This window comes from Oryzobacter faecalis (assembly GCF_046764005.1).
GTDB classification, from domain to species: Bacteria; Actinomycetota; Actinomycetes; order Actinomycetales; family Dermatophilaceae; genus Oryzobacter; species Oryzobacter faecalis.
In genome coordinates, this window is the sequence record NZ_JBKOFW010000003.1 from 327,205 (window position 1) to 341,125 (window position 13,921).

Below are 13,921 nucleotides of genomic sequence, written 5' to 3' on the forward strand. Positions count from 1 at the left end.
TCCCGCAATGACGCGTGAACGCACCCCCACCAGGCGCAACCGCTACGGCCACGAGAACGCCGCCGGCTACCTGCTGAGCGCCCCCGCGCTCGTCCTCCTCGCACTCTTCGTCGCCCTGCCGTTCGTCATGGCCTTCGTGCTCTCGATGCAGAACGTGCGGCTCGACGGGGCGCGGCCGAACGTCTGGATGGGGCTCGAGCAGTACCGCCGCATCCTCCTCGACGGGGACACCAGCCCGGTCTTCTGGCGCAGCCTGCTCAACAACGTCGTCTTCGCCGCCTTCGTCGTCCCGCTCCAGACCGCGCTCGCGGTGGCGCTGGCGACGCTGCTGAACCGGAAGGTGCGCGGCATTTCGGTCTTCCGGACCCTGTTCTTCCTCCCCGTCGTCTTCCCGATGGCGCTCGTCGCGACGATCTGGAGCCTGATCTTCGCGCGCGACGGGCTCGGGATGCTCAACGCGTTCCTGTCGGCCGTGACGTTCGGGGCCGTCGGGCCCCAGGACTGGCTGGGCGACCCGAAGATGGCCCTGGCCTCCATCGCCCTGATGTCGATGTGGGCCGGTGTGGGGTTCCAGATGATCATCATCCTGGCGGGCCTGCAGTCCATCCCCCAGGAGCTCTACGAGGCGGCCACACTCGACCGCGCGAACGCGTGGCAGAAGTTCCGCAACGTGACCCTGCCGGGGCTGCGCAACACGCTGATCTTCGTCGTCATCGTCACGACGATCTTCTCGTTCCGCCTCTTCGACCAGGTCTACATCATGACCCGCGGCGGGCCGAACAACTCGACGTCCACGGTGATGTACCAGGCCGTGACCTCCGCGTTCGTCGAGAACAACGTGGGCCGCGGCGCGGCGATGACGGTCGTCTTCGTCCTCGTGATCGTCGTGATCACGGTGATCCAGCAGCGCGTCCTGCGCCAGGACCGAGAGGTGCAGTGATGAGCTCCGCAACCCTGACCGAGTCCAGGGCCAGCCGGCCCGCGACCACGGACACACCGCGGCTGACGATGGCGACACGTCGTCGCATCGGTGTCGCGCTCACCTACGTCCTGCTCGTCGTCGTCTCCCTCCTCTTCGTCTCCCCGATCCTCTACATGGTCATCGGGTCGATGAAGCCGGCCGACGAAGTGCTCAACGGCCTCGCCGGGTTCGCGCCGACCAACCTCAGCCTCGACAACTACACGGCGGTCCTCGAGCGGTTCGACAGCGACGCGAGCGGCTACTTCCAGAACTTCTACCTGGCCTCGATCATCGTGACGTCGGTGACGGTCATCGGTGGCCTCGTCGTGAACTCGATGGCCGCGTACGCCCTGGCCCGGCTGCGGTGGCGGGGGAGGGACGCGATCCTCGCGATCATCATCCTGCTCGTCATCCTGCCCTTCGAGGCGATCGCGGTGCCGTTGTTCTACCTGATGAACGACTTCCGCAACACGTACTTCGTCCAGTACATCCCGTTCGTCGCGAGCGCCTTCTCGATCTACCTCTTCTACACCTTCTTCATCTCGATCCCGAAGGAGATCCAGGAGTCGGCGTCGCTCGACGGCGCGGGGCCGTTCCGGATCTTCGTCCAGATCATCGTGCCGATGTCGAAGCCGGTGTACGCCTCCGTGACGATCCTGACCTTCCTCGCGGCGTGGTCCTCCTTCCTCTTCCCCGTGATGATGGTCGACCAGCCACTCGTGCGGCCGCTGCCCCTCGCCATCGCCGTCTTCAAGGGTCAGCCCCCGACGGACTGGGGCCAGATCTTCGCCTTCGGCGTCATGCTGGTCATCCCCGTCGTCGTCGTCTTCCTCGCCTTCCAGCGCTGGTTCATCCAGAGCGTCGCGTCCTCGGCCGTCAAGGGATGAGCGCACTGCACGAGCGCACGGGGCGCTTCGCGCCCACCCGTGGCCCGGGACGCCATCGCACGGTGCCGCCCCGGGCGCCGTGGTGGCCCGAGGCCGTCGTCTACCAGATCTACCCGCGCAGCTTCGCCGACGCGAACGGTGACGGGGTCGGTGACCTGCGCGGGGTGACGGACCGGGTCCCGTACCTCGCGGCCCTGGGCATCGACGCGGTGTGGCTCTCGCCGTTCTACCCGTCGCCGCTGGCCGACGGTGGGTACGACATCGTCGACCACCGCGATGTCGACCCGGTCATCGGCACGCTCCAGGACTTCGACGAGATGGTCGACGCGCTCCACGGCGCCGGCATCAGGGTCATCGTCGACATCGTCCCCAACCACACCTCCGACCAGCACCCCGACTTCCTCGCCGCCCTGGCGGCCGGGCCCGGGGCGCCCGAACGCCATCGGTACATCTTCCGACCCGGTCGCGGAGAGGGCGGCGCGCTGCCGCCGAACGACTGGCCCTCGCACTTCGGCCCGACCTGCTGGACCCGCGCGCCCGACGGCGAGTGGTACCTCCACCTGTTCGCCCCCGAGCAGCCGGACCTGAACTGGGACGAGGAGGACGTGCACCGTGACTTCGAGCGGACCCTGTCGTTCTGGGCCGACCGTGGTGTCGACGGGTTCCGCATCGACGTGGCGCACGGCCTGGCCAAGGACCTGTCCGAGCCCTGGGCCGACATCACGAGCTTCGACCCGAAGCTCACCCCGCTCGACGGCAGCCACCCGCTGTTCGACCGCGACGAGCTGATGGCCGTGTACCGCCGCTGGACCGAGCTGCTCGACGACTACGACGAGCCCCGGATGACGGTGGCCGAGGCCGCGGTGCCCGGAGCGCGGGTGCACCGCTACCTCACCGAGGGCGGCCTGAGCCAGGCGTTCAACTTCGACCTGCTCGACACCCCGTGGGACGCCAACGCGTTCCGTGCGGCGATCGACAGGGAGCGCCAGGCCTCGGCCAGGTCGGGGGCGAACAGCACCTGGGTGCTCGGCAACCACGACTGCGTGCGGCCGGCCAGCCGCTACGGCCTCCCGGTGGGGACCGACCTCAACGCGTGGCTGCTCAGCGCCGGCACCGCCCCCCGCGCGGACCTGCGCCGAGGACGGGCGCGCGCCCTCGCGGCGGCCATGGTCCTCCTCGCGCTGCCGGGCTCGACCTACGTCTACCAGGGGGAGGAGCTGGGGCTCCCGGAGGTGCCCGACCTCGACGAGGCCCTGCTCGAGGACCCGATGTGGCTGCGCTCCGCCGGAGCGGTCAAGGGCCGCGACGGCTGCCGCGTGCCCCTGCCCTGGGCACCGGACGGCCCGAGCCTCGGGTTCGGCCCCGGACCGGGCCACCTCCCCCAGCCCGCCTCGTTCGCGGGGCTGTCCGTGGACGTCCAGGCCGGTGACCCGTCGTCGGCGCTGTCGTTCTTCCGCCGCGCGCTCGCCCTGCGGGCCGAGCTGCTGGGTGGGCGCCCCGACTTCACCTGGCTGCCGCGGCACCCGACGGCCATCGGCTTCCGTCGCGGTGCCGACTGGCTGTGCGTGCTCAACATGGGTGAGGCAGCCGTCGAGCTGCCGGACGGTGAGGTGCTCCTCGCAAGCGGGGCGCTCGACGGCAGCCACCTCCCGCCGGACACCTGCGCGTGGCTCACCGTCCCCGGGGGTTGAAGCCGCTGCTGCCGCGCACGATGAGCCGGGTGCCGACCGGAGCCGTGGGCGGGACCGGCCCGCCCTGGAGCACCTGGTCGAGCAGGTCGAGCAGCTGCTCGGCGATCGGCTCGACCGGCACCGAGATGCTCGTGACCTCGGGGCTCACCATGGTGGCGAGTGGGCTGTCGTCGAACCCGGTCACGGCGACGTCCTTGCCGACTCGGATGCCGAGCATCTGCGCGATCGCCACGGTGGCGACGGCGATGGAGTCGCTTGACGTGATGACGGCATCGGGCACCCCGTGGTGGGTGAGGAACTCGGGGAGCCGACCCCTGAGGGCCTTCAAGGAGGCCGCGGTCATCACCCGGTGCCGCGGGAGCCGGATCCCCCTGGCCGCCAACGCCTCTCGCGTGCCCCGGCGACGGTCGACGTTCCAGTGCGCCGGAGCGCTGTACCCGACGTAGGCGATGTCGCGGCACCCCTGGTCGACGACGTGGTCGACGGCGTCGTGCATGGCGAGGGCGTTGTCGATGTCGAGGGCCACGACCTCGGAGCCGGTCTCAGGACGGCCCATGACGACGAAAGGGACCCCGAGGTCCTCGAGGATCCGGGCACGGACGTCGCCGGCCGTGGAGTCCGAGAGGATGAAGCCGTCCACCAGCCCGGCCGACGCCGTCGTGCGGAACTCCTCGGGCTGTTCCTCGTCGTGCGTGAACACAAGGACGCGCCGGTTGTGGTGACTGGCGGCGGGCACCAGGGCGTGCAGCAGTCCGACGGTGAACGGGTTCGAGACGTCGAGCTGCCGCCGGACGAGGTCGAAGCCGATGAGGCCGGTGCGCCGGGACCGCAGGCTCTGCGCGTACCGGTTGGGCTGGAAGCCGAGCTTGTCGATCGCCCGCTCCACCTTGGCCCGGGTGGGTTCCGTGAAACCGCCACGGCCGTTGATGACGTTCGAGACGGTCTGCGGCGACACCCCGGCGGCCTTCGCGACGTCGACGATCCGCGGACGTCTCACCGGCCGGTGCACTGCCATCCTCGTCACTCCGTCGTCGCTGGTCACCGGCGCCGCCGGCCGTTCCCGGCCAAGGGTAGCGGCGCCCTGGAGCGGGCCCACGCCCCCGGCTCCCGTTGCCGACTCGTGACCGACTGCTGGTTGGACGGGTCTTGACGTCATGGGGGGAGTCTGTCATGTTTCGTTAAAGCGATGTTTCGTTAAAGCACTAAGGCCAACGGCGGCTCACCCTCACCCAGGGTCGCCACGACCCTGAGGAGGGTTCGATGACCGCACCACCCGTCGTCCCGGCGCCGGCGCGGGCGCTGCGCCGCAAGGCCGGCACCCCGCGGCCCGAGGTCGGCAAGGGCGACCTCGGCATCGCCCTGCTCTTCATCGCGCCGGCTGCCCTCGGGCTGGTGACGTTCTACCTGTGGCCGACCGTCCGCGGCCTCTACCTCAGCTTCACCGAGTTCAGCCTCTTCGGCTCACCGGAGCTCATCGGCTTCGACAACTACGTCGCCATCGCCCAGGACGCCCTCTTCTGGAACTCCATGAAGGTGACCCTCTGGTACGTCGTGCTCAACATCGGCTTCCAGACGGTCATCGCCCTCGGCCTCGCGGTCCTCATGCACCGCCTCACCAAGTCGGGGATCATCCGGGGCTCGATCCTCCTGCCGTACCTCATCGCCCCCGTCATCGCCGCCCTCCTGTGGTTCTGGATGCTCGACTACCAGATCGGCATCGTGAACTCCTTCCTCGAGTGGAGCGGCATCGGCCGGATCGCGTTCTTCGGCAACGAGAGCTGGGCGATCCCGACCATCGCCTTCGTCAACGTGTGGAAGCACATGGGATACACGGCCCTGCTGATCTTCGCGGGGCTGCAGACCATCCCCACCAGCGTCTACGAGGCGGCGGCGGTGGACGGGTCCACCGAGTGGAAGACGTTCTGGCGGATCACGCTGCCCCTCCTGCGACCGGTCCTCGTCCTCGTCCTCATCATCACCGTCACGGGCTCGTTCCAGGTGTTCGACACCGTCGCGGTCACGACCGGCGGTGGCCCGGGGAACGCCTCCCGCGTCATCCAGGTGTACATCGTCGAACGCGCCTTCGAGAGAAGCGACTTCGGCTATGCCGCAGCCCTGTCCGCCGTGCTGTTCGTCATTCTCGCCGTCGTCGCCTGGGCGCAGAACAAGTTCCTGGGCGGCAACGAGTCGGACCTGGCCTGAGGAGCTGACATGGCAACCACGACGACCTCGACGACGACCTCGCGGGCCCGGCGCTCGGCACGGCACCCCGACCACCGGTCCGGCCTGGCCCAACGGGTCAACTGGGGACGGCTGCTCTCCTGGACCGTCCTGTGGCTCTTCATCCTCCTGACGATCTTCCCGTTCTACTGGACGGTCCGGACCGGGCTGTCGAACAACAGGGCGCTCGCGGGTGCCTCGGGCTCGCTCCTGCCGGCCGACTTCAGCCTCGGCGGCTTCAAGCGGGTGCTCGGCCTTGCGTCCGTCGAGGAGGCCCTCGCCGAGGGTGGGTCCGGCGCCTCGATCAGCTTCTGGCTCTACCTGCGCAACAGCGTCCTCGTGGCCTCCGCGGTGACGGTCGGGCAGGTCGTGTTCAGCGCTGCGGCCGCCTACGCCTTCGCCCGGCTCCGGTGGCGGGGCAGGGACACGGTGTTCGGTCTGTTCCTCACCGCGCTGCTCGTCCCGCCGATCTTCACCGCGCTCCCGAACTTCCTCACCATCAAGGCGCTCGGGCTGCTCAACACCCTGCCCGGCATCATCCTGCCCACGTTCTTCATGACCCCGTTCGCGATCTACTTCCTCCGGCAGTTCTTCCTCGGCATCCCGCGGGAGATCGACGAGGCGGCCCTCATCGACGGCGCCGGCCACCTGCGCATCTTCTTCCGGATCATCATGCCGATGGCGATGCCGCCGATCATCACGCTGGGGATCCTCCAGTTCATCGCCGCCTGGAACGACTACTTCTGGCCTCTCCTCGTCGGTCAGACGGACGAGTCCCGCGTCCTCACCGTGGCTCTCGGCGTCTTCCGCTCCCAGACCCCCCAGGGATCCCCCGACTGGGCCGGGCTCATGGCCGCCACCCTCATCGCGGCCGTCCCCGTCCTCATCCTCTACGCGATCTTCGGCCGCCGGATCGTCAACTCCATCGGCTTCACCGGCATCAAGTAACCGCACCCCACCCATCACAACAACCCCCTCGGACGCCACGGTCCGCCCAGGAAGGAACGACATGAACCGCAAGACCACCCGAGCGCTCGCCACTCTGGCAGCCCTCCCCCTCCTCACGGTCGCCGCGTGCGGCGGTGGTGACGGCGACGGGGGCTCCGCCGGCGGAGGAACCATCGACTACTGGCTCTGGGACGCCAACCAGCAGCCCGCCTACCAGAAGTGCGCCGACGCCTTCGCCGCTAAGAACCCCGGGCTGAAGGTCAAGATCACCCAGCGCGGCTGGGACGACTACTGGTCGACCCTGACGACCGGGTTCCAGTCGAACACCGCCCCGGACGTGTTCACCGACCACCTGTCCAAGTACCCGGAGTTCGTCAGGAACAAGGTCATCCTCCCCCTCGACGACGTCATCAAGGACGTCGACACCACCCAGTACGCCGAGGGCCTGGCCGACCTCTGGGTGGCCGAGGACGGCAAGCGCTACGGGCTCCCCAAGGACTGGGACACGGTCGCGCTCTTCTACAACAAGAAGATGGCCAAGGAGGCCGGCATCACCGACGAGGAGATGCAGGACCTCACGTGGAACCCGCAGGACGGTGGCACCTACGAGAAGGTCATCGCCAGGCTCACCGTCGACAAGAGCGGCAAGCGCGGCGACGAGGCCGGCTTCGACAAGGGCAACGTCGCCGTCTACGGCCTCGGTCTCGCCGGGTCCGGCGCCGGCAACGGCCAGACGGAGTGGAGCTACTTCACCGGTACCACCGGATGGACCCACACCGACAAGAACCCGTGGGGCACGAAGTACAACTACGACGACCCGCGCTTCCAGGAGTCGATCACCTGGTTCAAGGGACTGATCGACAAGGGCTACATGCCGTCGCTCGAGACGACGGTCGGCGCGAGCATGAACGACAACTTCGGCGCCGGCAAGTCGGCCATCAACGCCAACGGCTCGTGGATGATCGGCTCCTACACGGGGTACAAGGACCTCGAGCTGGGCATCGCCCCCACCCCGGTCGGGCCCCAGGGCAAGCGCGCCAGCATGTTCAACGGCCTCGCCGACTCCATCTTCGCGGGGACGGACAACAAGGAGGGCGCCGCCAAGTGGGTCGCGTTCCTCGGCTCGGCGGACTGCCAGAACATCGTCGGTGAGGCCGGGGTCGTCTTCCCCGCGGTGAGCTCCGGCGTCGATGCCGCCAAGAAGGCCTTCGAGGGCAAGGGCATCGACGTCACGGCGTTCACCCAGCAGGTCGACGAGAAGACGACGTTCCTCTTCCCGATCACGGACAACGCCGCGGACATCAACGCCATCATGCAGCCCGCGATGGACGCCGTGATGTCCGGCAAGGCCGACGCCAGCTCGCTCACCGGAGCCAACGAGCAGGTCAACGCCCTGTTCAAGTGACCGAAGCCGCCCGGGCCCCGTGAGGGGGCCCCGGGCGACCCCCCGGCCGGTTCCCCGTACAGGGCCGGTCCCGGCCGACCGGTGCGGTCTCCTCCTTGCCGCACCGGTCGGCCCCGCCATTGCACCGAGTCTGAAAGGCCTGTCTCTTGACCGCCCCCGCCCCGCCCGCCCCGCAGACCTCCGCCGCCGTCGGCCGGGACCACGAGACCGTGGTCGCCCTGACGCGTGGAGGGACAACGGTCCTGCTGCGGCTGGGACCGGCGACGCTGCCCGGCATCGTGCACTGGGGTCGGGAGCTGCCCGACCACGCCGACCCCGCCGAGGTGCTGAGGGCGCTCGGGTACCCGCTGACCGACTCGGTCATCACCACCCAGGAGCACGTCGCCCTCCTGCCCCTGCACAGCGCGGGGTGGCTGGGGCGCCCCGGCATCCTCGGGCACCGGGGTGGGCGCGACTGGAGCCCGACCTTCGAGGCCGTGCACCACCGGTTGGGCCCCGCAGACGGCGCCGTGCCGTCCTCGGCGACCCGGCTGGAGTCCGAGGCCGTCGACAACGCCTCCCACCTCGTCGTGCGCACCGAGGTCGAGCTCCTCGACTCCGGGCTGCTACGGGTTCGCGCGACCGTGCGCAACACCGGCGTCGAACCCTTCGAGGTGACCCAGGTCGAGCCCGCGCTCGCCGTCCCGTCCCCGGCGGTCGAGCTGCTCGACTTCACCGGCCGCCATGCCAACGAGCGGCACCCGCAGCGCCGCCCCTTCGACATCGGCTCGTGGGTGCGCGAGTCCTGGGGCGGGCGCCCCGGGCACGACGCCCCCACGCTGCTCCTCGCCGGCACCACCGACTTCGGGTACCGCCGCGGCCAGGTGTGGGGCCTGCACCTGGCCTGCGCCGGCAACCAGGTCGTCTACGCCGAGCGGACGACGACGGACTGGAGACTCCTGCGCGGCGGGGAGCGGCTGCTGCCGGGAGAGGTGGTGCTCGACGCGGGGGAGAGCTACACCTCGCCCTGGCTCGTCGGCACGTGGGGCCACGGCCTGGACGAGGCGTCCTCGCGCATCCACGACACGCTGCGCGCCCGGCCCCACCACCCGAGCCGGCCCCGGCCGGTCATCCTCAACACGTGGGAGGCCACGTACTTCGACCAGGACACCGAGCACCTGCTCGACCTCGCGGACCGCGCGGCAGCCGTGGGGGTGGAGCGATTCGTCCTCGACGACGGCTGGTTCGGTCGGCGTCGTGACGACACCCGGGGACTCGGCGACTGGGTCGTGTCGCCCGAGGTCTGGCCCGACGGGCTGCGCCCGCTCGTGGACCGGGTCCACGGGCTCGGCATGGAGTTCGGGCTGTGGGTCGAGCCGGAGATGGTCAACCTCGACTCCGAGGTCGCCGAGCAGCACCCGGACTGGCTCTTCCAGACCGCCCACGGGCCGGGTATCCCCTCGCGCCACCAGCACGTCCTCGACCTGGGCCACCCGCAGGCGTACGCCCACGTCCTCGAGCAGGTCAGCGCCCTCGTGGCGGAGTACGACATCGCCTACCTGAAGTGGGACCACAACCGGCCACTGGTCGACGCGGCGCACTCGCCCACGGGGCGTGCCGGCGTGCACGTGCAGAGCCTGGCCGTCCTGCGCCTCATGGCCGAGCTCAAGGAGCGCCACCCGGGCCTGGAGATCGAGTCGTGCGCGGGCGGCGGGGCGCGGGTCGACCTCGCCACCGCCGAGGTTGCCGACCGGTTCTGGGTGTCGGACTGCATCGACGCGCACGAGCGGCACCGGATGAACCCGATGACCGGCCTCATCGTCCCGCCGGAGCTGCTCGGTACGCATGTCGGCTCCGGCGGTGACCACACGACCGGGCGCCGCCTCGACCTCGACTTCCGGGTGGGGACCGCGCTGTGGGGCCACCTGGGGATCGAGTGGGACCTCAGCGCCGCCGACGCCGACGAGCTTGCCCGGCTCAAGGCCTGGGTCGACCTCCACAAGCGGCACCGGAACCTGCTCCACACCGGGACCGTCGTCCACTCCGACACCCCGAACAGCGCCCTCCAGCTCGACGGGGTCGTCGCCCGGGACGGCAGCGAGGCGTTGTACAAGCTGTCCCTCCTCGAGCACAGCCTCGTCTGGCCGGCGGGGCGCTGCACCCTCCCGGGTCTGCGTCCCGACACCGCCTACCACGTCACCCTGCTCACGCCCACGGGGGAGGTGCCGCCGCGGACCGTGGCGCCCGACTGGGCCCGCCGGGGGGTCACCCTCCCCGGCGACGTCCTCGGCAGCGTCGGGCTGCAGAGCCCTTTCCTCAAGGTCGACACCCTCGTCCTCGTCCGGGCTGAGGCCGTCACCGGCTGACGAGGACACCACGACACCGCCCGCACGGACCCGACCTCTGGAGCCGCTACCCATGCCCACGCCATCCACGGAACCCGCCGCCCTGACCGTCGCCCTCTCCACGGACGAGGTCACCCTCGTCGTCGACCTCTCCGACCACCTGCTCCCCGCGGTCGTCCACTGGGGGGAGCGGCTGCCCGGGCTCACCGTCCACGACCTCCCCGCCCTCGTCCGGGCCGGCGTGGCGCTCAACGGCCCAACGACATCGACCCGCCGCGCCGCTTGGCGGTCCTCCCCGAGCAGCACACCGGGTGGACCGGCCGCCCCGGGCTGCAGGGCTCACGCTCCGGACGCTCGTGGAGCACGAGGTTCGTCGTCGACCGCGTCTCGCTCGACGGGGCACCCCTCGAGCACACCCACGCCGGCGGCCCCGGCCTGCTCGACGTCCGCGCCCTCGACGCCGAGGCCCGGCTCACGCTCCAACTCGAGCTGGGGCTGGACCCGTCCGGGCTGGTCCGGGTCCGGGCCACGCTGACCAACCTCGACGACGGGCCCTTCACGGTCGACGGGGTGACCCTCGCGCTGCCGCTGCCCGCGGGGCACGACGAGGTCCTCGACTTTGCGGGGCGCTGGGGGCGTGAGCGCACACCGCAGCGCAGCCGCCTCAATGTCGGGACCCACCTGAGGGAGGGTCGCAAGGGGCGCACCGGTGCGGACAGCGCCCACGTACTCCATGCCGGCACACCGGGACTCGGCTTCGACACGGGCAGCGTGCGGGCCGTCCACACCGCGTGGAGCGGGAACCACGTCCACTACGCCGAGAAGGTCTTCACCGGTGACGCCGTCGTCGGCGGGGGCGAGCTGCTCCTGCCCGGCGAGGTCGTCCTCGACCGCGGCGCCTCGCACACCTCGCCGTGGGTGTTCTTCGCCGCCGGCACCGGCCTCGATGCCGTGGCGCACCAGTTCCACCGCCACGTCCGGTCCCGACCCCGGCGGGTGTCGTCGACGCGCCCGGTGACCCTCAACGTGTGGGAGGCCGTGTACTTCGACCACCGGCTCGACCGGCTCGTCGCGCTCGCCGAGCGGGCCGCGGCGGTGGGGGTGGAGCGCTACGTGCTCGACGACGGCTGGTTCGGGGCGCGCCGGCACGACCGGGCCGGTCTCGGCGACTGGGTCGTCTCGCCGGACGTCTGGCCCGACGGTCTCGGTCCGCTCATCGAGCGGGTCCGGGGACTCGGGATGCAGTTCGGCCTCTGGTTCGAGCCGGAGATGATCAACCCCGACTCCGACGCCGCGCGGGCCCACCCCGAGTGGATCCTGGCGGCCCGCGGCGAGCCGCCGGTGACCTCCCGCCACCAGCAGGTCATCGACCTGACGAACCCGGAGGCGTACGCGCACGTCAAGGAACAGGTGCTGGCGATCCTGGGCGAGTACGACATCTCGTACGTCAAGTGGGACCACAACCGCGACCTCCACGAGGCCGGCAGCCCGGTGCGGGGCGGCCGACCCGCCGTCCACGGGCAGACGGCCGCCGTGTACCGGCTCCTCGACGAGATCCGCGCCGTGCACCCCGACCTCGAGATCGAGTCCTGCTCGTCCGGTGGCGCGCGGGTCGACCTCGGCGTCCTCGAGCGGACCGACCGGGTGTGGGTCTCCGACGTCATCGACCCGCTCGAGCGCCAGCAGATGCTCCGCTGGACCACCCAGCTGGTCCCCCCGGAGTACCTCGGGTCGCACATCGCCTCGGGGCAGTCGCACTCCACCGGACGGATGCACCACCTGTCCTTCCGGGCGGGGACGGCGCTGTTCGGGCACGTCGGCATCGAGTGGGACCTCACCGCCGTCGACGACGCCACGCTCGGCGAGCTGGCCGAGTGGGTCCGCGCGTTCAAGGACCACCGCCACCTGCTGCTCGGGGGGACCCTCGTCCGGGTCGACACGGGGGACCCGAGCGTCCTCGTCCACGGGGTCGTCGCGCCCGACCGCGCCGAGGCCCTGTTCGCGCTCGCCACCGTCGGCAGCCCGCTGCACACCCCCGGACCGCGCGTTCGCTTCCGCGGCCTGGACCCTCTCGGGCGTTACCGCGTCCGGCCCCTGGTCGTCGGCACTCCTCCCTCGGGGCTGGTCGCCCCGGAGTGGTGGGGCGATGACGGGCACGCGTCCGGTGAGCCGCAGGACCCCGCGACCATGCGGCCCGAGCGGACCGTGGCCCGTGGTGCAGTCTTCCCGGGCGCCGTCCTGACGGGCGCGGCCCTGGCGCACCTGGGCACCACCCCTCCTCTCGTCGATCCCGACCAAGTCGTCCTGTTCCACGTCACGCGCGAGGAGGCCCGAGGATGACGAGCGACGGTGCCACCCACGTCCTGGCGCAGGCCGCCGGCCACGAGGTCCGCCGGACCGTCCGGACGCTCGCCGACGGCAGGGAGATCATCTACTTCGACGACACGGAGGCCGCGCCGCGGGCCGCCGTGGACGCGCGTCCCCACGAGTCCCGTTCCACCGCGGGGCACGTCCGCCACGACGTGCTCACCGGTGACTGGGTCGCCATCGCCGGGCACCGGATGAACCGGACCTTCCTGCCCCCGAAGGACCTGTGCCCCCTGTGCCCGACCGGACGAGGATCGGCCCCCTCGGAGATCCCGGACGCGGACTACGACGTCGTCGTCTTCGAGAACCGGTTCCCCTCGTACGCTCCGGTCACCGAGCCGGTGCCGGTCGTGGCGGACGGGTTCGAGGCGCGACCGGCCGGCGGGCGGACCGAGGTCGTCTGCTTCACCAGCGACCACGACACCAGCTTCTCGACGCTGCCGACCTCGCGCGTCCGCACCGTCATCGACGCCTGGGCCGACCGCACGGCCGAGCTGGGCGCCCGCGGCGGGGTCGCCCACGTCTACTGCTTCGAGAACCGCGGGCAGGAGATCGGAGTGACCCTCCACCATCCGCACGGGCAGATCTACGCCTACCCCTACGTCCCCGAGCGCACCGCGACGATGCTCGCCCGGGCCCGCGAGCACCACGCCACCACGGGACGGCTCCTCGGTGCCGATGTCCTCGCCGCCGAACGCGCAGACGGCTCGCGCGTCGTCGCGACCGGGTCCCACTGGAGCGCCTACGTGCCCTTCGCCGCCCGCTGGCCGATGGAGCTGCACCTCGCGCCGCACCGGGACGTGCCCGACCTGGCCGCGCTCACGGGAGAGGAGCGGGACGAGCTGGCGTCCTTCTACCCCGAGCTGCTCCGGCGTCTCGACCGGTACCACGTCGACGACCGTGGCGACGGCATCCCGATGCCCTACATCGCGGCTTGGCACCAGGCGCCAGCGAAGGGCGGGCGCGAGGTGTCCCGGCTCTTCCTCCAGCTTGTGACGATCCTGCGGGCGCCGGGAAAGCTGAAGTACCTCGCCGGCTCCGAGAGCGGCGTCGGCGGCTGGGTCAACGACGCCCAGCCCGAGTCCATCGCCGCGCGGCTGCGCGACCTGGCGGGCTGA

General features: G+C 70.9%; 10 protein-coding genes. 9 read left to right on the forward strand and 1 reads right to left on the reverse strand.

Going from position 1 to position 13,921, the window contains the following annotated elements:
• The first annotated feature begins 7 nt into the window (after positions 1-7).
• Genes ACK8HX_RS08225 through ACK8HX_RS08235 form a run of 3 tightly spaced genes read left to right on the forward strand, consistent with a single transcriptional unit; the run spans position 8 to position 3,539 of the window.
• The gene (locus ACK8HX_RS08225) at positions 8-940 is read left to right on the forward strand and encodes a carbohydrate ABC transporter permease (protein ID WP_411940194.1); all 933 of its coding nucleotides are present in this window, start codon (positions 8-10) and stop codon (positions 938-940) included.
• Entirely contained in the window at positions 940-1,848 is a 909-nt protein-coding gene (locus tag ACK8HX_RS08230; protein ID WP_411940195.1) for a carbohydrate ABC transporter permease, read from the forward strand. The genes ACK8HX_RS08225 and ACK8HX_RS08230 overlap by 1 nt, the downstream gene beginning before the upstream one ends.
• Positions 1,845-3,539: a glycoside hydrolase family 13 protein gene (locus ACK8HX_RS08235; RefSeq protein ID WP_411940196.1), complete on the forward strand. Its 1,695-nt coding sequence runs from the start codon at positions 1,845-1,847 to the stop codon at positions 3,537-3,539. Before ACK8HX_RS08230 ends, ACK8HX_RS08235 begins: the two co-directional genes overlap by 4 nt.
• Here ACK8HX_RS08235 and ACK8HX_RS08240 read toward each other — a convergent pair.
• Positions 3,520-4,554 (reverse strand): LacI family DNA-binding transcriptional regulator, encoded by a 1,035-nt coding sequence (locus ACK8HX_RS08240; protein WP_411940197.1) that lies wholly within the window; start codon positions 4,552-4,554, stop codon positions 3,520-3,522. The two genes, ACK8HX_RS08235 and ACK8HX_RS08240, sit on opposite strands and share 20 nt — an antisense overlap.
• Positions 4,555-4,799: 245 nt before the next feature.
• On the opposite strand from ACK8HX_RS08240, the gene ACK8HX_RS08245 reads away from it, so the two are divergent.
• The 6 genes from ACK8HX_RS08245 (at position 4,800) to galT (ending at position 13,921) form a co-directional block, all read left to right on the forward strand.
• Positions 4,800-5,741 (forward strand): carbohydrate ABC transporter permease, encoded by a 942-nt coding sequence (locus tag ACK8HX_RS08245; RefSeq protein ID WP_411940198.1) that lies wholly within the window; start codon positions 4,800-4,802, stop codon positions 5,739-5,741.
• A 9-nt stretch (positions 5,742-5,750) separates the two neighbouring features.
• Entirely contained in the window at positions 5,751-6,707 is a 957-nt protein-coding gene (locus tag ACK8HX_RS08250; RefSeq protein ID WP_411940199.1) for a carbohydrate ABC transporter permease, read from the forward strand.
• A gap of 61 nt (positions 6,708-6,768) precedes the next feature.
• Complete coding sequence (locus tag ACK8HX_RS08255) at positions 6,769-8,112, forward strand: ABC transporter substrate-binding protein (RefSeq protein ID WP_411940200.1); 1,344 nt, start codon at positions 6,769-6,771, stop codon at positions 8,110-8,112.
• Between the two features lie 146 nt (positions 8,113-8,258).
• Entirely contained in the window at positions 8,259-10,457 is a 2,199-nt protein-coding gene (locus ACK8HX_RS08260; protein WP_411940201.1) for an alpha-galactosidase, read from the forward strand.
• Between the two features lie 261 nt (positions 10,458-10,718).
• Entirely contained in the window at positions 10,719-12,776 is a 2,058-nt protein-coding gene (locus ACK8HX_RS08265) for an alpha-galactosidase (RefSeq protein ID WP_411940202.1), read from the forward strand.
• Entirely contained in the window at positions 12,773-13,921 is a 1,149-nt protein-coding gene (gene galT / locus ACK8HX_RS08270; protein ID WP_411940203.1) for a galactose-1-phosphate uridylyltransferase, read from the forward strand. Before ACK8HX_RS08265 ends, galT begins: the two co-directional genes overlap by 4 nt.

Excerpts from the sequence above, each read along its gene's own strand:
- galT (WP_411940203.1), top strand. The coding sequence starts at position 12,773 with ATGACGAGCGACGGTGCCACCCACGTCCTGGCGCAGGCCGCCGGCCAC.
- ACK8HX_RS08250 (WP_411940199.1), top strand. The coding sequence starts at position 5,751 with ATGGCAACCACGACGACCTCGACGACGACCTCGCGGGCCCGGCGCTCG.
- ACK8HX_RS08255 (WP_411940200.1), top strand. The coding sequence starts at position 6,769 with ATGAACCGCAAGACCACCCGAGCGCTCGCCACTCTGGCAGCCCTCCCC.
- ACK8HX_RS08235 (WP_411940196.1), top strand. The coding sequence starts at position 1,845 with ATGAGCGCACTGCACGAGCGCACGGGGCGCTTCGCGCCCACCCGTGGC.
- ACK8HX_RS08240 (WP_411940197.1), bottom strand. The coding sequence starts at position 4,554 with ATGGCAGTGCACCGGCCGGTGAGACGTCCGCGGATCGTCGACGTCGCG.
- ACK8HX_RS08225 (WP_411940194.1), top strand. The coding sequence starts at position 8 with ATGACGCGTGAACGCACCCCCACCAGGCGCAACCGCTACGGCCACGAG.
- ACK8HX_RS08230 (WP_411940195.1), top strand. The coding sequence starts at position 940 with ATGAGCTCCGCAACCCTGACCGAGTCCAGGGCCAGCCGGCCCGCGACC.
- ACK8HX_RS08245 (WP_411940198.1), top strand. The coding sequence starts at position 4,800 with ATGACCGCACCACCCGTCGTCCCGGCGCCGGCGCGGGCGCTGCGCCGC.